Source organism: Pseudomonas sp. EMN2, assembly GCF_009650555.1.
GTDB classification, from domain to species: Bacteria; Pseudomonadota; Gammaproteobacteria; order Pseudomonadales; family Pseudomonadaceae; genus Aquipseudomonas; species Aquipseudomonas sichuanensis.
Map to the genome: position 1 here is coordinate 79,522 of NZ_VZZR01000030.1, position 22,341 is coordinate 101,862.

Below are 22,341 nucleotides of genomic sequence, written 5' to 3' on the forward strand. Positions count from 1 at the left end.
AGGCAGAGTGCCTTTTACCGAATCCAGGCGTCGAAAAGCGGTCTATCTCTTTTTATATGCGGGTATCTGCATGACCTTCATCCAAAACAACTTCGGCAACCTTGTGGCCGTATGCTGGTTCGCCATCTGTTGGGGCGGTTACACCCGCTATGCGCTCTGGAAAGGCCGCGATACGGCATGCCTGGCCAGCGTGCTGCACTTGTACCGCGAAGACTGGATGCGCCGCATGCTGCTGCGCGACAACCGCATCGCCGACGCCAGCGTGATTGGCAACCTGGAGCGCAATGCGTCGTTCTTTGCGTCCAGTACCCTGATCATTCTCGCCGGCATCCTCACCGTGCTCGGTGCCTCGGACCGGGCGCTGTCGCTGTTGGCCGACCTGCCGCTGGTACAGCAGGCCTCGCAGGGGATGTCGGAGATCAAGCTGTTGTGCCTGGCGATGGTGTTCGTCTACGCCTTCTTCACTTTCAGCTGGTGCATGCGCCAATACAACTTTGCTGCGGTGCTGGTGGGTTCGGCACCGATGATCGGCGAGCGCCAGGTGAGTGAACTGGAGCGCAATGCCTTCGCGTCGCGAGCGGCGCGGGTGTTATCCCTGGCGGCCAACCAGTTCAACCTCGGACTGCGCTCGTACTACTTCGGCATGGCCATGTTGAGCTGGTTCATCAGCCCATGGCTGTTCATGGTCATGAGTGTCGGGGTGGTGTTCATTCTGTACCGCCGCGAATTCCACTCCCATGTGCTTGAAGTGATGGTGTTCACGCCCACGCAAAGTGCAGCGGCAGAGGCGGGCAAGGAAACTTCGGCAACCATAAACTGAAGCGTTTCATCTAAAGCGACAGGCACAAAAAAACCCGACATTGTCGGGTTTTTTTGTATTGGCCAATTACTGCTTGGCAGGCTCGCTCGGCGCTGGGGCAGCCGGAGTAGCCGGGGCAGCTTCTTCGGCGGCTTTCTCTTGCGCTTCGGCCTGATCTTTGGCGGCTTCGGCGTTTTCCTTGGCGGCTTCGTTCATCTTATCCTGAGCTTCGCCCATCTTTTCCTGGGCTTGCTCGGCGTGTTGCTGTGCGTCCTGGGCTTTGTCTTCGCTCGCTTTATCGCAAGCAGCCAGGCCCATGGCAGCGGCCAGCATCAGAGCAAAAGCAAAAGGTTTACGCATGGGGTGTCTCTCCTGGGTGGAATAACTTTACTTGTTCCTAAGAGTTCACCGCGGGCGGATAAGTTCCACGATTGTTAAAGATATATAACTGCCCGGCCTATATGGACTTTTCACTGATTTTATGCAGCGAGGGTGTATGAACGAAACGCCATTGATGGCCATGGCCGAGCGATTTCTCTCGGCCTTGAAACACTGCCAGTTGTTGCAGATGCGCGTGCAGCATGCCGATGCCCAAGGCATGACCCTGGTGCTGCCCTGGTCGCCGGCGATTGTCGGCAATCCTCAGAACGGCGCGGTGCATGGTGGTGCGCTGACCACACTGATGGACACCACCTGCGGCATGGCGACCTTATGCGCGCTGGAGCGTTTCGAGGTGTGCCCGACGTTGGACCTGCGCATCGACTACATGCATCCGGCCGAAGCCGGCAAGGACATCCATGGCCATGCCCAGTGCTACCGAGTCACCCGCGACGTGATCTTTACCCGTGGCAGTGCCTATCAGGACGACCCGTCGCAACCGATCTGCCAGGTGGTCGGCACCTTCATGCGCCTGGGCCAGGACATCAAGGGCGGCATCCGCTTCGGCAACAGCCTCAAGGAGCCACGCCAATGATCCCCGCAGGCACTCGCCAGCAGTTGAACGAAGCCCACGCCCGTGGCGACTACCGCCCGTTGCTGGCGCTGATACCCTACGCCGGGCTCATCGGTATCGAATGCGAGCGCCAGGGCGACGACCTGTTGTTCCGCCTGCCGGCCAGCGAGAACAACATCGGCAACCCGTTGCTGCCGGCCATCCATGGTGGCGTCATCGCCGGCTTCATGGAGCTGTCCGCGGCGCTGTACCTGCTGATCTACAGCGAAAGCGCGAGCATCCCGAAAATCATCGATTTTTCCATCGACTACCTGCGTGCCGGCCACTACCGCGACACCTTCGCCCAGTGCCAGCTGTGGCGCCAGGGCCGGCGCGTGACCAACGTCGCCATCACCGCCTGGCAGGCCGATCGCGACACGCCCATCGCCACCGCCCGTGCGCACTTCAAGATCGAACCCGAGAAACCGCTCGAATAGCCCCTTGAAATGGTCGGGCAAGCCCCCATCTGCTGAACATCCGCCAAGAAATGCAGGCCCACGGGGTCGCCAGGCGTCACCTACCAACAGATTGGAGTTTGAAGACGATGAGTGTGGAGACTCAAAAAGAAACCCTGGGCTTCCAGACCGAGGTCAAGCAACTGCTGCACCTCATGATCCATTCCCTGTATTCGAACAAGGAAATCTTCCTGCGCGAGCTGATTTCCAACGCCTCCGACGCCGCCGACAAGCTGCGTTTCGAAGCCCTGGCCAAGCCAGAGCTGCTCGAGGGCGACGCCGACCTGAAGATCCGCGTGAGCTTCGACAAGGCCGCCAACACCGTGACCCTCGAGGACAACGGTATCGGCATGAGCCGCGAAGACGTCATCGCGCACCTGGGCACCATTGCCAAGTCCGGCACCGCCGACTTCATGAAGAACCTCACCGGTGACCAGAAGAAAGACTCGCACCTGATCGGCCAGTTCGGCGTGGGCTTCTACTCGGCATTCATCGTCGCCGACAAAGTCGACGTGTTCAGCCGCCGCGCCGGCCTGCCGGCCGCCGAAGGCGTGCACTGGTCGTCCAAGGGCGAGGGCGAGTTCGAAGTTGCCACTGTCGACAAGCCGCAGCGCGGCACCCGCATCGTCCTGCACCTGAAAAGCGGTGAAGACGAGTTCGCCGATGGCTGGCGCCTGCGCAACATCGTCAAGAAGTACTCCGACCATATCGCCCTGCCGATCGAACTGCCCAAGGAGCAGGCCGAAGCCGCCGAGGGTGAAGAGCAACCGGCGCAGGAATGGGAAACCGTCAACCGCGCCAGCGCCCTGTGGACCCGTTCGCGCACCGAGGTGAAAGACGAGGAATACCAGGAGTTCTACAAGCACATCGGCCATGACTTCGAGAACCCGCTGGCCTGGAGCCACAACAAGGTCGAAGGCAAGCTCGAGTACAGCTCGCTGCTGTACGTGCCGGCCCGCGCACCGTTCGACCTGTACCAGCGCGAAGCGCCACGCGGCCTGAAGCTCTACGTGCAGCGCGTGTTCATCATGGACCAGGCCGAGTCGTTCCTGCCGTTGTACCTGCGTTTCATCAAAGGCGTGGTCGATTCCAACGACCTGTCGCTGAACGTCTCCCGCGAGATCCTGCAGAAGGATCCGATCATCGATTCGATGAAAACCGCGCTGACCAAGCGCGTGCTGGACATGCTGGAGAAGCTGGCCAAGAACGAACCCGAGCAGTACAAGGGCTTCTGGAAGAACTTCGGCCAGGTGCTGAAGGAAGGCCCGGCCGAAGACTTCGCCAACAAGGAGAAGATCGCCAGCCTGCTGCGCTTTGCCTCGACCCACGATGACAGTGGCGAGCAGAGCGTCGCCCTGGCCGACTACCTGGCTCGCGCCAAGGAAGGCCAGGACAAGATCTACTTCCTCACCGGCGAGTCCCATGCCCAGGTCAAGAACAGCCCGCACCTGGAAGTCTTCCGCAAGAAAGGCATCGAAGTGCTGCTGCTCACCGACCGTATCGACGAGTGGCTGATGAGCTACCTCAGCGAGTTCGATGGCAAGGCCTTCGTCGATGTCGCCCGTGGCGACCTGGACCTGGGCAAGCTGGACTCCGAAGAGGACAAGAAGGCCCAGGAAGAAGTGGCCAAGGACAAGGAAGGCCTGGTCGAGCGCCTCAAGGGCGCGCTGGGTGACAGCGTTGCCGAAGTACGCGTTTCGCACCGCCTGACCGACTCGCCGGCGATCCTCGCCATCGGCGAGCAGGACCTGGGCCTGCAGATGCGCCAGATCCTCGAAGCCAGCGGGCAGAAGGTGCCGGATTCCAAGCCGATCTTCGAGTTCAACCCAAGCCACCCGCTGATCGAGAAGCTCGATGGCGAGCAGAGCGAAGACCGCTTCGCCGAGCTGTCGCACATCCTGTTCGACCAGGCGGCACTGGCGGCCGGTGACAGCCTGAAGGATCCGGCGGCTTATGTGCGCCGCCTCAACAAGCTGTTGGTCGAGCTGTCTGCTTGAGTTGATGTACAGAAAAGCCCGCTTCGGCGGGCTTTTTTATTCATGCGTGTCCCGTGGGAGCGGCGGTGCGCCCACGTTAAATGCATCTATCATGTGCTGACCCGTGAAAGCCCAAGGAGAGCTGAATGAGCAAGGTCATCGTCGAGTCGCTGGTTTATCACCTGTCGGGCAAAACCTATGAGAGCCGCCTGGTCTATGCCCCCGGCGCACTGCCGCAGCCGGGCCTGGTGATGGCGCCGAACTGGATGGGCATTGGCGAAGGTGCCGAGCGCATCGCCAAGGAAGTGGCGGAGCAGGGCTATGTGGTGTTGATCGCCGACCTTTACGGGCAATCGGTGCGGCCGTCCAATGCCGATGAGGCCGGGACGGCGATGATGCCGCTGAAGAACGATCGCGCCGAGCTGCGCAAACGCATGCAGGAAGCCCTGGCGCAGCTGCTGGGACAATCCAAGGCCCTGCTGGAGCCGGGCAAGGTGGCTACCTTCGGCTTCTGCTTCGGCGGTTGCTGCGCCTTGGAACTGGCACGCACCGGTGCAGATCTGAAGGCGGCCGTGTCATTCCACGGCACGCTGGATACGCCGAACATTGAAGATGCCAAGCGCATCAAAGGCTCGGTGCTGGTCCTTCATGGCGCCTCCGACCCGCTGGTGCCCAAAGAGCAGCTACCGGCCTTCGAGGAGGAGATGAACGCCGCCAAGGTCGACTGGCAGTTGCTCAGCTACGGCGGTGCGGTGCACTCGTTCACCGACCCGAATGCCAATGTGCCGGGCAAGATGCAGTACGACCGACGCACGTCGGAGCGGGCATTCCGCGCGATGCATAACCTGCTCAAGGAAGTGTTCCAGCGCTGATCCATCGCGGGGCAAGCCCGCTCCCACAATGGCTGCACTTCACACGTGGGAGCGGGCTTGCCCCGCGATCCGGGCCTGACATCAACGCGGCAATTCGATCCGCCCGGTTTCCCCAGGCACCACCGGCCAATCGCCCGCCGCCCAACGCGCCCGCGCCCGCTCGATCAACTCCGGGTCACTGGCCACAAAATTCCAGTTCATCCGCCGCGGCCCATCCAGCGCCTCCCCGCCAATCAGCACCAGCTGGCATTCTTCCTCGGCATACAGCATCACCTCTTCCCCCTCCGGCAGCACGACCAGGCTGCAGGCCTCCACGCGCTCGTCATCGAGCGACAGCTCACCGTCCAGCACATACAGGGCGCGTTGCTCATGCTCGGCAGGGACGGTCAGCGTCGTGGCCGATTGCATGTGCACGTGGGCGTACAGGGTAGGGGAGAGCACCGGCACTGGCGACTCCAGGCAAAAACCGTTGCCGGCGATCATGCGGATCTGCACCCCAAGGCTGTCACTGACTGGCAGGCTCGCCGCCGGATGATGGCTGTAGCTCGGCTTGCCCTGCTCATGCTCGCGGGGCGACGCCAGCCACACCTGCAGCCCGTGCAGTCGTGAACCCTTGGCCAGCAGATCGGCCGGTGTGCGCTCGACATGGGCGACGCCGCCTCGCGCCGTCATCCAGCTTACATCCCCCGGCAGCACGCGTTGGTCCGAGCCAAGGCTGTCCTTATGCTGAATTTCGCCTTCGAACAGGTAGGTAAGGGTCGACAGGCCGATATGCGGGTGCTGGCGGATATCCATGCCGCTGCCCGGGGCGTAGTCGGTCTCGAGCATATGGTCGAAGAACACGAATGGCCCGACACTGCGGCACTGGGCCGAGGGCAGCGGGCGCAGGATCGGCTGGCCCTCGACCGATTCGGCGCGGGGGCGGATGACCAAGGGGCTGCTCATGGGGATACTCCGGAGTGGGCGGGGGAACTGCCCCAAGCATAGCGGTTCGCGTGCTGGCGCTGAACCGCCAAGGCGGCCAGTCGGTCTATCCTTTCCATACCCTGCAAAGGAGGCGGCGATGATTGTGCGTATCCTCGCCGGCCTGCTGCTCTGCGGATGCCTGTATCCGTCGGCCCAGGCCCGCGACTATCGTTACAGCGATGCCCACCTGCACTACGTGGACTTCTTCCAGGAAACCGAGGGCATGTCGGCACTGCTCAAGGCCATGGATGCGGCCGGTGTCGAGCAGTCGATGATTTCCGGTATCCCGGTGGCCAAGAAATGGCACGAAGATGAGCCCAAGCGCCCGCGCTACTATGCGGGCGATGATGCCGACGCCTACTGGTACAGCGCCACCGACCTTTACGTGGCCGCGGCCCTGGAAAAGCTGGCGCCGCAGCAACGGCGGCGTTTCCACCCGTTCCTTACGGGGTTTAACCCGGTGGACAAGAATGCCGTCAGCCACATCGAGCGCATGCTCGATCTGTACCCCGGGTTGTGGCAGGGCATAGGCGAAGTGTTCACCCGCCACGATGACCTCACAGCATTGACCAGCGGCGATACGCCTCGGGCCAACAACGAGGCCATGACCCGCATCTACCACCTGGCTGCCGAGCGCGACCTGCCGGTACTGCTGCATTCCAACATCACGTCCAAGCGCGAGCGCAACCCGCTGTACCTGGCCGAAATCGAGGAGCCTCTGCGTAACCACCCGCATACCCGGTTCATCTGGGCCCATGCGGGCAGCAGCCTGGAAATCCACCGGCACCAGACGCAGATGGACTTTCTGCTGCCGGTACTGACCCGGCTGCTCGAGGATTACCCCAATCTTTACGTCGACCTGTCCTGGAGCGTGCTCGAGCCTTACTTGCTGGATACCGAAGGCGTGCCGCGGCAAGCCTGGCTGCAGCTGGTAGAGCGCTTCCCCGAGCGGTTCATGCTCGGCTCCGACCTGGTGGGGCGCTTCGACAGCCTTGGCGAGCAGTTGCATGGCTTCAAGCCGTTTCTCGATGCCCTGCCGGAGGCGGTCGCGAACCAGGTGGCACGCGACAATTTCCTTGCCGTGCTACCCAAGGAGGCAAAGCAGGACAAGTAGCGTTTTGATATCGCGTTTTTGTCTTACGCAAATTCCGAGCCGCCCGATACCTTCTTTAAGCGACGGAACAATACCTTTGGGAGGGATCCTGAAATGAGCCTAAGACGCTTGAATATCGCCCCGCGCGCCGGGATCGGCTTCGGCATCATGGCCTTGCTGGTGGTGGCGCTGGGTAGTTTCGCCCTGCAACAGATGACCAATATGCGCCAGCAGGCCGAGCAGGTGGACGACAACTGGCTGCCCAGCATCATCTCGGTGGGCAGCATGACCCAGGACATGCTGCGCATTCGCGCGCTCACCCTGCGCCTGCTGGTCAACACCGACAGCGCGGCGCAGCAGCAGAACCGTGCTCGTATCGAAGAGATCAAGGCCGGCCTGAGCAAGGCCCAGCAGCGCTATGACGCACTGATCGTGCTGCCGGAGGAGCGCACCCTGTTCGACCGCTATCTGGGCCTTGAACGCCAGTACATGACCTTGCAGGGACAGGTGGTGCAGTTGGCCAGCGATGGCCGCATCGAAGCGGCTGCGGCGCTGGTCAATGGCGAGATCAACCAGATCGCCGATCAGATGACGGCCAGCCTCAACGAATTGATTGCGCTGAACACTCACCATGCCGGGCTGGCAACAACCACCGCCGAGTCCGTCTACAGTGCGGCGCGGATCTGGGTCATGGGGCTGCTGCTGGTGGCCCTGACCTTGACCGTGGTGCTGGCCATGGCCCTGACCCGCAGCATCGTGCGCCCGCTCGGTCAGTCGCTGAAAGTGGCCGAGACGGTCGCCACCGGCGATCTGACGCCGCAGATCGCCGTGCATGGCGATGACGAGCCGGCCCGCTTGCTGGCGGCGCTCAAAAGCATGCAGCAAAGCCTGCGCGAGACCATCGGGCGGATTTCCGACTCGGCCAGCCAGTTGGCGTCGGCCTCCGAAGAGCTCAGCGCGGTGACCGAGGACGCCACCCGCGGCCTGCAGCAACAGAGCCTGGAGATCGAGCAGGCGGCCACTGCGGTCAACCAGATGACTGCAGCGGTGGAGGAGGTGGCGAGCAATGCGGTGGCCACCTCGGAGGCGTCTGCCGAATCCGACCGCATCGCCCGCCAGGGCCGCGAACAGGTGCAGGCCACGGTCATCGCCATCGAGGCACTGGCCAGCGGCGTGGCCGGCAATGCCGAAGAAGTCGGCCAATTGGCCCAGCAGGTGCACGATATCAGCAAGGTGCTGGAGGTGATCGGCTCGATCGCCGAGCAGACCAACCTGCTGGCGCTCAACGCCGCCATCGAGGCGGCCCGGGCCGGCGAGGCCGGGCGTGGGTTTGCCGTGGTGGCCGACGAAGTGCGGGCGTTGGCCCATCGCACCCAGGCCTCGACCCGCGAGATCGAACAGATGATCGTGGCTATCCAGGGCGGTGCCGAACGTGCCGTGCAGGGCATGCAGCAAAGTGATGCGCGGGCCCGCTCGACCCTCGATGGCGCCCATGCCGCCGGTGCGGCGCTGGAAGCGATTGCCGGGGCCATCGGCCAGATCAACGAGCGCAACCTGGTGATCGCCAGTGCATCGGAGCAGCAGGCCCAGGTGGCGCGGGAGGTGGACCGTAACCTGACCACCATTCGCGACCTGGCGCATCAGTCCTCGGCCGGCGCCGAGCAAACCTCGGCGGCGAGCCAGTCGCTGTCGCGGCTGGCGGTGGACTTGAATACCCTGGTGCAGCGTTTCTCGGTCTGACGGCCATCGCGGGGCAAGCCCACAAACAAAAACGCCCGGACCTAAGGCCCGGGCGTTCTGGTTCAGCAGATCAAGCGATCACTTGCCTTCCCAGCGCTTGAGCACCAGGGTGGCGTTGGTGCCGCCGAAGCCGAAGCTGTTGCTCATCACGGTGTTGAGCTTGGCGTTCTCTTCGGTCTTGCGCACGACCGGCAGGTCGGCGACTTCCGGATCCAGCTCGTCGATGTTGGCGGAGCCGGCGATGAAGTTGTTCTCCATCATCAGCAGGCAGTAGATCGCCTCGTGCACGCCTGCGGCGCCCAGCGAGTGGCCCGACAGGCTCTTGGTCGAGCTGATCTTCGGTGCCTTGTCCTTGAACACTTCACGCACGCCCTTCATCTCGGCGACGTCGCCGACCGGGGTGGAGGTGCCGTGGGTGTTCAGGTAGTCGATCGGGGTGTCGACGGTGGACAGCGCCTGCTGCATGCAGCGGATCGCGCCTTCGCCGCTCGGGGCGACCATGTCGTAGCCGTCGGAGGTTGCGCCGTAGCCGACGATTTCGGCGTAGATCTTGGCGCCACGGGCCAGGGCGTGTTCCAGCTCCTCGACCACCACCATGCCGCCACCGCCTGCGATGACGAAGCCATCACGGTCGGCGTCGTAGGCGCGCGAGGCCAGCTCTGGGGTTTCGTTGCGCTTGGTCGACAGGGCGCCCATGGCATCGAACAGGAACGACTGGCTCCAGTGCTCTTCTTCACCGCCACCGGCGAAGACGATGTCCTGCTTGCCCCACTGGATCTGCTCCAGCGCGGTGCCGATGCAGTGTGCCGAAGTGGCGCAGGCCGACGAGATCGAGTAGTTGATGCCCTTGATCTTGAACGGGGTGGCCAGGCACGCCGACACGGTGCTGCCCATGGTGCGGGTGACACGGTATGGGCCAACGCGCTTGACGCCTTTCTCGCGCAGGGTGTCCAGGGCTTCCATCTGGTTCAGCGTGGAAGCGCCGCCGGAGCCGGCAACCAGGCCGGTGCGCGGGTTCGACACTTGCTCTTCGGTCAGGCCCGCGTCCTTGATCGCATCCTGCATCGCCAGGTACGCGTAGGCAGCGGCGTGGCCAACGAAGCGATAAACCTTGCGGTCGATCAGCTCTTCGAGGTTCAGGTCGATGGAGCCGGAAACCTGGCTACGCAGCCCCATTTCCTTGTATTCCGGGTTGTAACGAATGCCCGGACGGCTGTTGCGCAGGTTTTCGGTGACGGTAGCTTTGTCATTGCCCAGGCACGAAACGATGCCCAGACCAGTGATAACGACGCGGCGCATGCGAATAACCCTTAGAAATTGTCAGTGGAGGTGAACACGCCGACCCGCAGGCCTTCGGCGGTGTAGATCTCGCGACCGTCGACGCTGACCGAGCCATCGGCGATGGCCATGTTCAGCTTGCCCTTCAGGACGCGCTTGATGTGAATGTTGTAGGTGACTTTCTTGGCGGAGGGTAGTACTTGGCCGAAGAATTTCACTTCGCCCGAACCCAGCGCACGGCCGCGGCCCGGCAGACCCTGCCAGCCGAGGAAGAAGCCGACCAGCTGCCACATGGCATCGAGGCCCAGGCAGCCTGGCATCACCGGGTCGCCTTCGAAGTGGCAGGCGAAGAACCACAGGTCCGGATTGATATCCAGCTCGGCGACCAATTCACCTTTGCCGAACTTGCCGCCTTCCTCGCTGATATGGACGATGCGATCGACCATCAGCATGTTCGGGGCGGGCAGTTGCGCATTACCGGGGCCGAACAGCTCACCGCGACTGCAGCGCAGCAGGTCTTCCCGGGTAAAGGCGTTTTGTTTGGTCATGCGAGCTCCTCAATAACCCCCTGTGGCAGGGGACGAATCTTCCCGGCCGGCCCGAAGCGCTTTGCATTCGAGGCGGCAGCCTACAGGTAGACTATTGCGTTGTGGTGAAAGTCACAGCGCACCTGGCAAAAGAAGTACAGGTGTGCACTGAAATGTTATTTTCCGGGCCTGCGAAGGTCCTGTCCAGTCTTTAAGACTGCCGCACTTTAGCATTTATCGCCAGTCGCAGCTGTCCGAGCGGGTAACCAGCGGTGCAGGATGCGCTGCAGATCGGTGCGTTTGAATGGCTTGCTCAGGTAATCGTTCATGCCGGCGGCCAGGCAGCGCTCGCGGTCCCCCTCCAGCACACTGGCGGTCAGGGCGATGATCGGCAGCCCGTCGCCCTGCGCCAGCTGGCGGATGCGTCGGGTGGCCTCGAAACCGTCCACCTGCGGCAGGCGGCAGTCCATCAGCACGGCGGCGAAGCGTTGCTGCTGCACCAGGTCGACCGCTTGGGCACCATCCATCGCCAGGCTGACCTCGAAGCCGAGGCTGCGCAGCATGGCTTCGATGACGCTTTGATTGACCGGATTGTCCTCCACCAGCAGGATCCGCTCGCCATTGCCGCCCGGCGCACCGGCTGCAGTTGCGCCCACAGGCAGGGCCGCAGCGGCGTTGGCCAGGGCCAGCGGCATCTCCAGGGTGAAGGTCGAGCCCAACCCCTCGCGGCTTTCGCCACGCAGCTGGCCGCCCATGCGTTCGGCCAGGGTGCGGGCGATCGACAAGCCCAGCCCGGTACCGCCGTAGCGCCGGGAAATCGAGCTGTCGGCCTGCTGGAAGGCGACGAACATCATTTCCAGGCGGTTGCTGTCGATACCGATGCCGGTGTCGCGCACGCTGCAGGTCAGCCAGATCATCTGCTGGTCGAGCACCTGCCAGCTCGCCTCTACCGCCACTTCGCCGCGTTCGGTGAACTTCAGCGCATTGCCGATCAGGTTGAGCAGGATCTGCCTGATCCGGGTCGGGTCGCCGACCACCTGCAACAGCTCCATGCCAGGCGGCAACTGCAGGTGCAGCGCCAGGCCGCGCTGCTGGGCGCTGTGCTGGAACGACTGGACACTGCTGACGACCAGCTCGCCCAGGTTGAAGTCGATGTGCTCCAGTTGCAGCGTGGTGCGTTCGATCCGCGAAAAATCGAGGATGTCGTTGATCACCTTGAGCAGGTGCCCGGTGGACTCGCTGGCCACTGCGGCGTATTCGGCCTGCTCGCTGGTCAAGCGGGTGGTCTCCAGCAGCTGCAGCATGCCCAGCACACCGTTCATGGGGGTGCGCAGTTCATGGCTCATCATTGCCAGGAAGTCCGACTTGGCACGGTTGGCCTGCTCGGCCTCTTCGCGGGCCTGGATCAGCTGGCCCATGGCCTGCTGTTGTTCATGGGCGGCCTGGTCCAGGGCACTGGCCAGGTTGTTGATGTGCCGCGCCAGGTGGCCCAGTTCGCTGTCGTCGACCACCGGCAACGGGGCATCGAAATCACCTTGCTGGATGGCCTTGACCGCATGGCCCATGTCGCTGATCGGCTTGGACAGGCTCATGGCCAGGCGCCGGGCCAGCAGGAAGGTGAACAGCAGCGCGAACAGGGCGAGGATGCCGGCCTTGATCACGATTTCCTGCTGACGCTGGCTGAAGGCGTCGTCGGACATGCCCACGATCACCCGCCCCAGGTAGTCGTCGCCGATGCTCGGCAACTGCGGCCTGCCCTGCAGGAAGTCGTTGTCCAGGCGGATCTGCTGCAGGCGGATCGGCGCCTGGAACACTTCCACCCGTTGCGCCCGGCTGAGGCTTTCGTCCGGTTGTTCGACGTACACCAGGATGTGGTTGCGGCTGTCCTGCACCTCGAGGAAGCGTACGTGAGGGATGCTCAGGGTCGCGCGCATCAGGCCTTCGAGCACTTCATTGTTGCCGGAGATCACGCCGTACTCGGAGGCTGGCGCCAGCTGGTTGGCGATCAGCTGGCCGGTGTGGTTGAGCTCCTGGCGCAAGTCCTGGATACGTACGAAGGTGAAGAAACTGATCAGCAGCAAGGTCAGCAGCAGGGCAGGGCCGAGGCTGATGATCTGCGTGCGGGTGTGGATGTCCCAGCTCAGGCGTTTGCTCATGGGGTGGGTTCTCCTGCGGCCAGCGCCAGTGCGGCGGCGTCCTGGTCGATGGCTTCCAGGCCCAGGGCGCGCGCCACCTGCTGGTTGCCACTGACGGCGAAATGCTTGGGGTAAAGGCTGCGTGGCCAGCGTGCCGGCGGTTGCTCGAGCAGTTGGTCGAGCACTGCCAGCCAATCGTCCTGGTCGCTGTAGGTGCTGGCCAGGGCACCGGCACGGACGAAGCCGACGTTCGGCCCGATCAGCGCCATCTGCCGGCCGTAGCTGCTGAGCAGCACGTTCTTGGCCGATTTGGAGTTGTACAGTTCGGGGTCGTCGAGCCCCAGCAGCACATCGCTGTTGGCCAACAGGTTCTGCAGCGGGCGGCTGTCGCGCAAATCGGGCCAGCCCTCTGCGACGATCTCCAGCCCCAAGGGTTGGGCGGCCTGGCGCAGTTCATCGAGCAAAAAGCGGCTGTGCTCGCCGTACAGCACGCCGATGCGCCGCGCCTGCGGCAACAGGTAGCGGGCCAGGCGCAATTGCCGGGCCAGCGGCGGGTCACTCCACAACAGGCTGAGAAACGCCGGCCGCGACTTTCCCAGGCGTTGCTCGGCCTGCACCCGGCTGACCCTCAGGGCCAGTGCCGGCGGCCCGGCGGTTTCGCCCAGGCGCCACTCCAGCGCAGGGCCGTCCAGCAGCACCAGGCGCGTATCGCTTTTCAGCTGCTGCGGGCGTGGCAGTTCGTTCACGGTCTGGAAATGCACATGGTCGTGCGGGCGGCGCTGCGCCAGGGCGGCGACGAAGCTGCGGATGCCTGGCTGGTCGTCGGCACCCACCAACAGGATTTCGCTGGCCGACAGCGAACCCAGTGGCAAGATGCACAGCAGCAGCAAGCGCAGCAGCACGACCATCAGAACGCCAGCTCCGCGCTCATGATCAGACGGTGGCGGCTGTCGTAGCGGTTCTGGATGGCAGTGGTCGGTTCGTCATCCAGGCGCTGTTGCCACAGGGCCGCCAGCTCCAGGTCGCTGCCCTGCACCTTGAAGCGTTTGGCCACGCGCAGGTCGACGCGCTCGTAGCGGTACTGGTTGAGCGCATCATCACCGTAATAGAAGAGGGCGCTGGACCAGCCCAGGCCCCACTCGCGCAGCCAGCCGGCCGAGCCGCTGTTGCGGGCGCTAAGGCGCCGGTCGGCGGGGTTGCTGGCCCAGGCGTCGACATAGGCGTAGGTGATGCGCAATCGGTCGCGCTGGGTGGCACGCCAGTCGAACTGCGCCTCGCTGCCGGTGAAGTGCGCCTTGTTGGCGTTGCTGGCGATGTACTGGTTGTTCTTCAGAGGCTCGCTGATCATCCCGGTGATCTCGTCGTAGAACAGCTTCACGTCCATGCTCAGGTCGATGTCGCTGAAGTAGCCGTTGTAGCCCAGCTCGCGCGAGCGCATGCGCTCCTGGTCGAGGTTGCCCGGGCCGCGCGTCTTGACGAAGTACTGGCCGTTCTGCAGACCGTACAGGTTGGGGGACAGGCCCTTGACCGTGTAGCTCCAGTTGACGTTGTTCTCGAACATGTCCGGCGAGCGCACCGCTTCGGAGTACACCGCCCGCAAGCCGTGGCGCGGGGTGATCAGGTAGTTCACCGCCACGCGCGGGGTCAACGAGTTGCCGGACAGCTGGGCGTTCTCGTACATCGCCCCGCCCTGGAAGACCCAGTGCTCGTCGGCGCGCCACTCCAGCTGGCCGAACAGGCGCCAGGTCTGGTCGTCGAGGCTGCCGTTGAAGTAGGTCTGCGAGTCTGCGCGGTCGTAGCGGTAGTTCATGCCCGTGACCAGGCGCAGGCTCTCGTTCAGGCTCAAGGTGTCCTGGATTTCCAGGTCGTAGCGCGTTTCACGGGTGCTCTGGTCGACATCGCCGCACACCGTGTTGCGCCCGCCGGCATTCCATTGATTCCGCACTTGCTGCGTGAGCGAGGTGAGCAGCGGGTCGCTGGTGGTCGGCAGGTTGCCGGTAAACAGATTGCGCGCAACACCTTCGGCAAAGTTCGGGTTGAGCTGCCACAGCCGGGTCAGCTCCGGGCTGAAGGCAATCGAGGCATCGCAGGCGCGCCAGACCTGCTGGCGATCGAAGTGCTGCGCTGAACCCTGCACATACAGGCTGTGGTCGGGGTTGAAGTCGATGTTCCAGCGCACCGAACCGGCATAGTCCTTGGCGTTGACGTCGGCATCGTTGCCCGCGGCGTATCTGCCGAATACGGGCTGGTAGGTATAGGGCCGCTGATTGCTGCCCTCCTTGGCCGCCAGTTGCCATTCCAGGGTCTGGTCCGGCGCCAGGCTGTGGCTGGCATTGATATTGATACGGTTGAGCCGACGGCTGTCGCGGTAGTCGCGGCCGAACTGGTCCTTGTCGAAGCCGTCGTCCTGCTGGCCCGACAGCGACAGGCGCAGGTCGCCGCCGTCCCAGCCGATGCCTTGGCTGGCGTAATAGTCGTTGATGCCATCCTGGCCACGGGTCAGCTTCACCCGCGTGCCGTGGCTGTCGGCGGGGTTGCGGGTGAGGATGTTGACCACCGCCATCAGCGCGTTGGCGCCATAGCTGACGGTGTTGGGGCCGCGGAACACCTCGATTCGCTCGATATCCTCGATGGCCACCGGGATGTCGCTCCAGTCCACCGTGGCCAGGCCCGCGCGGTACACCGAGCGGCCGTCGATCAGCACCTGCATGCGCCGGGCATCGTTGACGTTGCTGCCGTGGTAATTGACCGTTGGCTGGTTACCGGCGCCATAGCCGATCATCATGCCCGGCACCAGGCGCAGCAGCTCGGGGATGTCCCGGGCGCCGCTGGCGTGGATCAGCTCGCTGTCGAGCACGGTCATGCTGCCCGGCACCGCGGCCGGGGATTGTTTCAGGCGTGTGGCGGTCAGAACCTGGGGCAGGTCCTGGGTGTCGGTGAACAGATCATCGGCCATGGCCGGGCCGCCGAGCAGGGCGGTCAGTATCAGCAGGCGCGGGTAAGGGGGCGTGCCAGGGAACACGGTACGGCCTTGTTCGGAAATGAATCAGGCATGTTAACTGACCTTTCTCAAGCTGCAAGCTGCAAGCCTCAAGCTGCAAGCAAAAGCAGGCGAACATCGCGGTTTTCTTGTCGCTTGTAGCTTGACGCTTGCGGCTTGCCTTTATAATGCGCCAGTCGCCACTTTTTTATGGGTTAACGGATTGGATATGACTGAACAGCAACCTGTTGCAGTTCTTGGCGGTGGCAGCTTCGGCACCGCCGTGGCAAACCTGCTGGCGGAAAACGGCCACCCGGTGCGCCAATGGATGCGCGACCCGGCGCAGGCCGAGGCGATGCGCGTCAACCGCGAGAATCCGCGTTACCTCAAGGGCATTCGTCTGCATGACGGCGTCGAGCCGGACAACGACCTGCTCGCCACCCTGCAGGCCAGCGACCTGATTTTCGTCGCGCTGCCGTCGAGCGCCCTGCGCAGTGTGTTGGCGCCCCACGCTGAGCTGCTGCGTGGCAAAGGCCTGGTCAGCCTGACCAAGGGCATCGAGGCGCAGAGCTTCAAGCTGATGAGCCAGATCCTCGAAGAGATCGCCCCCCAGGCGCGCATCGGCGTGCTGTCGGGGCCGAACCTGGCCCGCGAGATCGCCGAGCACGCGCTGACCGCCACTGTGGTCGCCAGCGAAGATGAAGCGCTGTGCCAACAGGTGCAGGCCGTGCTGCACGGGCGCACCTTCCGCGTCTATGCCAGCAGCGACCGCTTCGGCGTCGAGCTGGGCGGCGCCCTGAAGAACGTCTACGCGATCATCGCCGGCATGGCGGTGGCACTGGGCATGGGCGAGAACACCAAGAGCATGCTGATCACCCGTGCCCTGGCCGAGATGACCCGTTTCGCCGTGAGCCAGGGTGCCAACCCCATGACCTTCCTTGGCCTGGCCGGGGTCGGTGACCTGATCGTCACCTGCTCCTCGCCCAAGAGCCGCAACTACCAGGTCGGCCACGCCCTGGGCCAGGGCCTGACCCTGGAGCAGGCAGTCAGCCGCCTGGGCGAGGTGGCCGAAGGGGTCAACACCATCAAGGTGCTCAAGGCCAAGGCCCAGGAGGTGCAGGTGTACATGCCCCTGGTGGCTGGCCTGCATGCGATCCTCTTCGAAGGCCGTACGCTCAACCAGGTGATCGAGCACCTGATGCGCGCCGAGCCCAAGACCGACATCGATTTCATTTCCACCAGCGGTTTCAACTGAACGAAGGAGCGACACATGAACGATACCCCGCAAAGCGCCGAGCGCGAGTCGATCATCCTGCGGGTGCTGTGGATGCTGGTGTTCCTGGTGGTCTGGCAGCTCGCCGAGCTGTTGCTGGGCGGCCTGGTCCTGGTGCAGCTGATCTACCGGCTGATCTACGGCGCGCCCAGCGCCAGCCTGATGAACTTTGGCGACAGCCTCAGCCAGTACCTGGCACAGATCGGTCGCTTCGGCAGCTTCCACAGCGACCAGAAACCCTGGCCGTTCGCCGACTGGCCGGCGCCCCGCACTGCGGAAGGCGAGGCGGCGCATGCCGTGGCCCCGGCGCCGCACCCGGTGCGTGACGAGGAGCCCAAGCTGTGAAACTGTGGGTGCTGCGCCACGGCGAGGCGGAGCCGCGCGCCAACACTGACGCCGAGCGGCGCCTCACCGCCCACGGCCGCGAGCAGGTGCTGCGCAGCGCCGCGCACCTGCTGGGCCAGCCGCTGCAGGCGATCATCGCCAGCCCTTACGTGCGCGCCCAGCAAACCGCAGCACTGGTGCACGATGCCCTGGGCTTCGCCGAGTCGGTGCGCACCGTGCCCTGGCTCACCCCCGAGAGCAATGTGCAGCAGGTGATCGGCGAGCTCGAGCGCCTGGGGCTGGAGCATGTGCTGCTGGTCAGCCACCAGCCACTGGTGGGTTCGCTGGTGGGCATGCTGGAGCATGGCCATGCTCAGCAACCGGCGCCCTTGAGCACCGCCAGCCTGGCCATGCTGGAGGGCGACTGGCCGCTGGCCGGGCTGATGACACTGCGCGGCCTCCATCATTCGGCGTGACCCAGGCAACTGGCATTTTTGCCAGTTGTCCCCTCGCTTGGCCACTTGTTAGCGTCAGCGCCAGGAAGTGAACATTGGCGGATCGAGGGAGTGATTCATGAATAGCCACTGGTTGGCGTTGATGGGGTCGGCTGACATGGAGCCGACACTCAAGAAACTGCAGAGTGACGCTGTCCTGGACTTTGCCGAATACAGCCTCCTGCGCGAGTCGGCGCAGGCCAAGTTCAACCACTTGTTGAGCTCGCTGCGGACAAACCCGGACTTGGTGCACAAGGAACGCACCGACAGCGTGCAGAAGCTCCAGGAAGTGGAGGCGCTGAGCCTCCAGCTGGCCGCGCTGATACAGTCCAGCTGCCTGTACCTGCGCAGAAGCGGGTTGGAAAAACCGGACCGGCGCCTGGCCCGCCAGGCACTGGAATGCCAACTGGCCTACCTGCAGGCCTGCCTGCGCCGCTCTTTGGACAGTTTCGACACCTTCTGAATGACCTGATCGCCCTTGGCGATGACCTATCCGGACGTTGCCGCCATCAATCGCCTTGCCGACAATGGGCCATCCTTCCCCGTGCAGAGCAGGCGGCCATGTCGCAGCAGATCTTCTTCGCCCACGCCAATGGCTTCCCCTCGGCCACCTACGGCAAGCTGTTCGCCGCCCTGGCGCCGGATTACCAGGTGCGTCACCTGGCCCAGCATGCCCACGACCCGCGCTTCCCGGTGAACGACAACTGGCAAAGCCTGGTGGACGAACTGCTGCATCACCTCGAACAGCAGGACGCCCCGGTGTGGGGAGTCGGCCATTCGCTGGGCGGCGTGCTGCACCTGCACGCGGCGCTGCGCCGCCCGGAGCTCTACCGCGGCGTGGTGATGCTCGACTCGCCGGTGCTGACCCGGGTGGATGAATGGCTGATCCAGGCGGCCAAGCGCCTGGGCTTCATCGACCGCATCACCCCGGCCGGGCGCACCCTGGGCCGGCGTGAGGCGTTCGCCGACCGCGACAGCGCACGCAGTTACTTCGCCGGCAAGAGCCTGTTCCGCCACTTCGACCCGGAATGCCTGGAGGCGTACCTGGAGCACGGCCTGGAAAGCGCGCAAGACGGACTGCGCCTGCGTTTCGACCCGGCCACCGAGATCAGCATCTACCGCAGCATCCCCCATGCCAGCCCGCTGCCGCCGCGCCAGTTGCAGGTGCCGCTGGCCGTGGTGCGTGGCGCCCAGAGCCGGGTGATCCGCCGGCACCACGCGCTGGGCGTGCGGGGCATGGCCCGGGGCGAATATCACAGCCTGCCGGGCGGGCACATGTTCCCGCTGGAGCGCCCCCTCGACACCGCCAGCCTGATCAAAGGCCTGTTCGACCGCTGGGGCCGGGCATGAGCGCCCAGGTTGAAGAAGTACGCCTGACCCTGGGCCATATCGAACTGGCCGCCCACCTGTTCGGTCCCGCCGACGGCCTGCCGGTGATCGCCTTGCACGGCTGGCTGGACAACGCCAACAGCTTCGCTCGCCTGGCGCCCCAGCTGAAAGGGCTGCGCATCGTCGCCCTCGACCTGGCCGGGCATGGCTATTCGCAGCACCGTCCGGTCGGGGCCGGTTACGCCCTGGCCGATTACGCACATGACGTGCTGCGCGTCGCCGAGCAATTGGGCTGGCAGCGCTTCGGCCTGCTCGGCCATTCGCTGGGGGCGATCATCTCGGTGCAGCTGGCCGGCGCCTTGCCCGAGCGGGTCAGCCACCTGGCGCTGATCGACGGGGTGATCCCGCCCACCGTGACCGAACAGGACGCCGCCGAGCGTCTGGGGATGGCCCTGCTGGCCCAACTGCGCCTGGACGGCAAACGCAAGACGGTCTACGCAACCTTGGAGGAGGGCGTCGAGGCACGCATGAAAGGCATGGTCGCGGTCAGCCGTGAAGCGGCCGAACTGCTGGCCCAGCGCGGCCTGATGCCGGTACCCGGCGGTTACAGCTGGCGCAGCGACAGCCGCCTCACCTTGCCTTCACCCACCCGCCTGAACCAGGCCCAGGCCATGGCCTTCGTCAAGCGCGTGGCCTGCCCGGCCTGCCTGGTGGTGGCGGCCGACGGCATGCTGGCGCGCCACACGGAGCTGCTGGAGCAGCTACCCTTCGAGCAGATCACGCTGCCGGGTGGCCATCACCTGCACTTGAACGATGAGCAGGGTGCGGCCCTTGTTGCAGACTGTTTCAATCGCTTCTTTGGCATTCCTTGACTTGCATCGGGCAAGTGTCGAGGCTTGGCGGGTTGAAAGGGAGACAACCATGTACATGCCAGACACTCACGTATTCCAACCCCGCGGCCACGAGGGCTGCCGATGAGCGTACCCGTTTACGCCCGCAGTGCCATCGCCGCCTGCCTCGTCTTCGCCAGCCCCTTGCTGTGGGCCGGCGAACTGCCCGTTCCGGTTGACGCCAAAGTGGTCGATCAACGCCCTGCCGTGGAGCAGGAGCGGGTCTACCCGATGGGGCCGCTGCGCAAGATCAGCGGCCGCCTGCGGGTCGATGACAAGGTCGAAAGCCGTGGCCAGGTCAGCTCGGTCACCTACGAACTGCCAGTCGAGCGCAGCGCCCGCGAGGCGTTTACCAGCGCCCGCGAAACCTTGCAGAAAGACGGTGGCTACCCCTTGTTCTGGTGCCAGGGCCGCGACTGCGGCGAAGCCAGCCTGTGGGCCAACGACGTGTTCGCCAACGCTCGCCTCAATGGTGGGGACGAGCAGCAGGCGTTCATCCTGCTGCGCCGCTCCGCCGAAGAGGCTGACACCCTGGTGGCGCTGTACAGCGTCACCCGTGGCAACCGCCGAGCATATTTGCATGTGGAGGAGTTCGTAGCCGAGAGCCCGTTGGGCGACATCCTGCCCACCGCCGCCACGGTGCTGCGCGAACTGCGCGACACGGGCAAGCTCGATTACCCCGACCTCGCCGAGCCCCAGGCCAACTGGGTCACGCTGCTGGCCCGCAGCCTCAACCTCGACAGCACCCTGCGCGCCAGCCTCAGCGGCAAGGGCGCCGAAGCCTGGCGCGAGCAACTGGTCAAGGCCGGCGTGCGCAGCGCCCGGCTCGAAGTGGGCGACGCGCCTACCGATGGCCTGCACCTGGAGCTGATCCGTTGAGCGAGCGCCCCATGCCCAACACTGACCGCCTGCTGGTGCAGATCCTGCTGCTGGCGCTGCTCGGCGCCGCGCTGTGGGTCATGGCGCCGTTCATCTCGGCACTGCTGTGGGGCGCCATCCTGGCCTTCGCCAGCTGGCCGTTGATGCGTTTGCTCACCCGTGTGCTGGGCGGGCGGGAAACCCTGGCCGCCAGCCTGCTGACCACGGCCTGGATCCTGATCGTGGCCTTGCCGCTGGTGTGGCTGGGCTTCAACCTGGCCGACCATATCCGCGACGCCACCGCATTCGTGCGCGACGTGCAGGTCGAAGGCCTGCCCGATGCGCCGGCCTGGGTGGCGGGTATTCCGTTCGTGGGTGGGCGCCTGGTCGGCTGGTGGGAGTCGTTCGACCAGCAAGGGGCGGCGCTGCTGGCCTCGGCCAAACCTTACCTCGGCCAGGTCGGCAACTGGTTGCTGGCGCGCAGCGCGCAGATCGGCAGCGGGGTGCTGGAGCTGACCCTGAGCCTGGTGTTCGTGTTCTTCTTCTACCGCGACGGGCCGCGCCTGGCGGCGTTCGTGCACCGCCTGCTGCAACGGCTGGTGGGTGAGCGCGCCGAGTACTACGTCGAACTGGTGGCCGGTACCGTGCAACGGGTGGTCAACGGGGTGATCGGCACAGCGGCGGCGCAAGCCCTGCTGGCACTGATCGGCTTCCTGATTGCCGGCGTGCCGGGGGCGGTGGTGCTGGGCCTGGTGACCTTCATGCTCAGCCTGATCCCCATGGGCCCGCCGCTGGCGTGGATCCCCGCCACCGCCTGGCTGGTGTCGAAGGGCGATTACGGCATGGCGGTATTCCTTGGCGTGTGGGGCACCTTCGTCATCAGCGGCGTGGACAACGTGCTCAAACCCTACCTGATCAGCCGCGGCGGCAACCTGCCGTTGGTGATCGTGCTGCTCGGGGTGTTCGGCGGTTTGCTCGCCTTTGGCTTTATCGGCTTGTTCATCGGGCCGACGCTGTTGGCGGTGGGGTACAGCCTGCTGCTGGACTGGAGTCGCCACTCGGCGCAGACCTGACGCCCATCGCGGGGCAAGTCGCATCGGCGCACCGCCGCTCCCACGGGTAGTCGTGGGAGCGGGCTTGCCCCGCGATGGTTGGTCGATCTTTACGCCTTCTTTATGCCCTGACCCCACCCCCCATCTCGCCCCTTTACGCCCCTCCCTCGGACAATTTCTCCAAAGCGGCCCTCATGCCGCATCAAGGGAGATGGGCTCATGTACATGCTCGATGGGCTGTCACTGCTGTTGGCAGTGGCGTTGGCGGTTTACCTGCTGGTGGCGCTGCTGCGCGCCGATCGCAGCTAA

At 64.5% G+C, this 22,341-nt stretch carries 23 protein-coding genes and 1 pseudogene; 17 read left to right on the forward strand and 7 right to left on the reverse strand.

The features are described 5' to 3' along the window. The first annotated feature begins 70 nt into the window (after positions 1–70). A complete protein-coding gene (locus F6X61_RS10630; RefSeq protein ID WP_153786602.1) occupies positions 71–820 on the forward strand; it encodes a DUF599 domain-containing protein in 750 nt (249 codons plus the stop codon). Between the two features lie 66 nt (positions 821–886). On the opposite strand, the gene F6X61_RS10635 is transcribed toward F6X61_RS10630, so the two are convergent. Continuing rightward, a complete protein-coding gene (locus F6X61_RS10635; protein ID WP_110993986.1) occupies positions 887–1,159 on the reverse strand; it encodes a hypothetical protein in 273 nt (90 codons plus the stop codon). A gap of 136 nt (positions 1,160–1,295) precedes the next feature. Here F6X61_RS10635 and F6X61_RS10640 point away from each other — a divergent pair, with 136 nt between their 5' ends. The 4 genes from F6X61_RS10640 (at position 1,296) to F6X61_RS10655 (ending at position 5,093) form a co-directional block, all read left to right on the forward strand. After that, the gene (locus F6X61_RS10640; protein WP_153786603.1) at positions 1,296–1,772 is read left to right on the forward strand and encodes a PaaI family thioesterase; all 477 of its coding nucleotides are present in this window, start codon (positions 1,296–1,298) and stop codon (positions 1,770–1,772) included. Continuing rightward, the gene (locus F6X61_RS10645; RefSeq protein WP_153786604.1) at positions 1,769–2,227 is read left to right on the forward strand and encodes a PaaI family thioesterase; all 459 of its coding nucleotides are present in this window, start codon (positions 1,769–1,771) and stop codon (positions 2,225–2,227) included. The genes F6X61_RS10640 and F6X61_RS10645 overlap by 4 nt, the downstream gene beginning before the upstream one ends. Before the next feature lie 107 nt (positions 2,228–2,334). Then, positions 2,335–4,242: a molecular chaperone HtpG gene (htpG, locus tag F6X61_RS10650; RefSeq protein ID WP_153786605.1), complete on the forward strand. Its 1,908-nt coding sequence runs from the start codon at positions 2,335–2,337 to the stop codon at positions 4,240–4,242. Positions 4,243–4,367: 125 nt separating this feature from the next. After that, entirely contained in the window at positions 4,368–5,093 is a 726-nt protein-coding gene (locus tag F6X61_RS10655) for a dienelactone hydrolase family protein (RefSeq protein ID WP_153786606.1), read from the forward strand. A gap of 81 nt (positions 5,094–5,174) precedes the next feature. Here F6X61_RS10655 and F6X61_RS10660 read toward each other — a convergent pair whose 3' ends face one another. After that, a complete protein-coding gene (locus F6X61_RS10660; RefSeq protein WP_153786607.1) occupies positions 5,175–6,038 on the reverse strand; it encodes a pirin family protein in 864 nt (287 codons plus the stop codon). 118 nt (positions 6,039–6,156) lie between these two features. Between F6X61_RS10660 and F6X61_RS10665 the strand changes: the two genes are divergently transcribed. The 3 genes and pseudogenes from F6X61_RS10665 (at position 6,157) to F6X61_RS27560 (ending at position 8,892) form a co-directional block, all read left to right on the forward strand. After that, a complete protein-coding gene (locus F6X61_RS10665; RefSeq protein ID WP_153786608.1) occupies positions 6,157–7,173 on the forward strand; it encodes an amidohydrolase family protein in 1,017 nt (338 codons plus the stop codon). A gap of 93 nt (positions 7,174–7,266) precedes the next feature. After that, positions 7,267–8,037 (forward strand): annotated as a pseudogene (locus tag F6X61_RS27555) (MCP four helix bundle domain-containing protein); the annotation flags it as partial. Then, positions 8,029–8,892, forward strand: a complete 864-nt coding sequence (locus tag F6X61_RS27560) for a methyl-accepting chemotaxis protein (protein ID WP_371923686.1) — start codon at positions 8,029–8,031, stop codon at positions 8,890–8,892. The pseudogene F6X61_RS27555 and the gene F6X61_RS27560, both read left to right, overlap by 9 nt. Before the next feature lie 78 nt (positions 8,893–8,970). Here the strand turns inward: F6X61_RS27560 and fabB are convergent, their stop codons facing one another. From fabB to F6X61_RS10695, 5 genes are all read right to left on the reverse strand, one after another. After that, positions 8,971–10,191 (reverse strand): beta-ketoacyl-ACP synthase I, encoded by a 1,221-nt coding sequence (gene fabB, locus F6X61_RS10675; RefSeq protein ID WP_153786610.1) that lies wholly within the window; start codon positions 10,189–10,191, stop codon positions 8,971–8,973. A gap of 11 nt (positions 10,192–10,202) precedes the next feature. Then, the gene (gene fabA, locus F6X61_RS10680; protein WP_125464879.1) at positions 10,203–10,718 is read right to left on the reverse strand and encodes a 3-hydroxyacyl-[acyl-carrier-protein] dehydratase FabA; all 516 of its coding nucleotides are present in this window, start codon (positions 10,716–10,718) and stop codon (positions 10,203–10,205) included. Positions 10,719–10,924: 206 nt separating this feature from the next. Then, positions 10,925–12,853, reverse strand: coding sequence for a response regulator (locus F6X61_RS10685; RefSeq protein WP_153786611.1), 1,929 nt, complete (start codon positions 12,851–12,853; stop codon positions 10,925–10,927). Beyond that, positions 12,850–13,740 (reverse strand): ABC transporter substrate-binding protein, encoded by an 891-nt coding sequence (locus tag F6X61_RS10690; protein WP_153786612.1) that lies wholly within the window; start codon positions 13,738–13,740, stop codon positions 12,850–12,852. The genes F6X61_RS10685 and F6X61_RS10690 overlap by 4 nt, the downstream gene beginning before the upstream one ends. Further along, the gene (locus F6X61_RS10695) at positions 13,740–15,854 is read right to left on the reverse strand and encodes a TonB-dependent siderophore receptor (protein ID WP_153786613.1); all 2,115 of its coding nucleotides are present in this window, start codon (positions 15,852–15,854) and stop codon (positions 13,740–13,742) included. The genes F6X61_RS10690 and F6X61_RS10695 overlap by 1 nt, the downstream gene beginning before the upstream one ends. 187 nt (positions 15,855–16,041) lie before the next feature. Here F6X61_RS10695 and F6X61_RS10700 point away from each other — a divergent pair, with 187 nt between their 5' ends. The 9 genes from F6X61_RS10700 (at position 16,042) to kdpF (ending at position 22,341) form a co-directional block, all read left to right on the forward strand. Continuing rightward, positions 16,042–17,067 (forward strand): NAD(P)H-dependent glycerol-3-phosphate dehydrogenase, encoded by a 1,026-nt coding sequence (locus tag F6X61_RS10700; protein WP_153786614.1) that lies wholly within the window; start codon positions 16,042–16,044, stop codon positions 17,065–17,067. Between the two features lie 15 nt (positions 17,068–17,082). Next, positions 17,083–17,430, forward strand: a complete 348-nt coding sequence (locus F6X61_RS10705; protein WP_153786615.1) for a DUF4389 domain-containing protein — start codon at positions 17,083–17,085, stop codon at positions 17,428–17,430. Beyond that, the gene (sixA, locus tag F6X61_RS10710; RefSeq protein ID WP_153786616.1) at positions 17,427–17,885 is read left to right on the forward strand and encodes a phosphohistidine phosphatase SixA; all 459 of its coding nucleotides are present in this window, start codon (positions 17,427–17,429) and stop codon (positions 17,883–17,885) included. The genes F6X61_RS10705 and sixA overlap by 4 nt, the downstream gene beginning before the upstream one ends. 97 nt (positions 17,886–17,982) lie before the next feature. Next, positions 17,983–18,366 (forward strand): hypothetical protein, encoded by a 384-nt coding sequence (locus F6X61_RS10715; protein ID WP_153786617.1) that lies wholly within the window; start codon positions 17,983–17,985, stop codon positions 18,364–18,366. Positions 18,367–18,464: 98 nt separating this feature from the next. Then, entirely contained in the window at positions 18,465–19,253 is a 789-nt protein-coding gene (locus tag F6X61_RS10720; RefSeq protein ID WP_153786618.1) for an alpha/beta fold hydrolase, read from the forward strand. Further along, complete coding sequence (locus F6X61_RS10725) at positions 19,250–20,104, forward strand: alpha/beta hydrolase (RefSeq protein ID WP_153786619.1); 855 nt, start codon at positions 19,250–19,252, stop codon at positions 20,102–20,104. The genes F6X61_RS10720 and F6X61_RS10725 overlap by 4 nt, the downstream gene beginning before the upstream one ends. Before the next feature lie 102 nt (positions 20,105–20,206). Then, a complete protein-coding gene (locus F6X61_RS10730) occupies positions 20,207–21,001 on the forward strand; it encodes a DUF4892 domain-containing protein (RefSeq protein WP_153786620.1) in 795 nt (264 codons plus the stop codon). Between the two features lie 11 nt (positions 21,002–21,012). Further along, positions 21,013–22,053 carry an AI-2E family transporter gene (locus F6X61_RS10735; RefSeq protein WP_153786621.1) on the forward strand — a complete coding sequence of 347 codons (1,041 nt, stop codon included), beginning with the start codon at positions 21,013–21,015 and terminating at the stop codon, positions 22,051–22,053. A gap of 198 nt (positions 22,054–22,251) precedes the next feature. Next, positions 22,252–22,341 (forward strand): K(+)-transporting ATPase subunit F, encoded by a 90-nt coding sequence (gene kdpF, locus F6X61_RS10740; RefSeq protein WP_033696222.1) that lies wholly within the window; start codon positions 22,252–22,254, stop codon positions 22,339–22,341.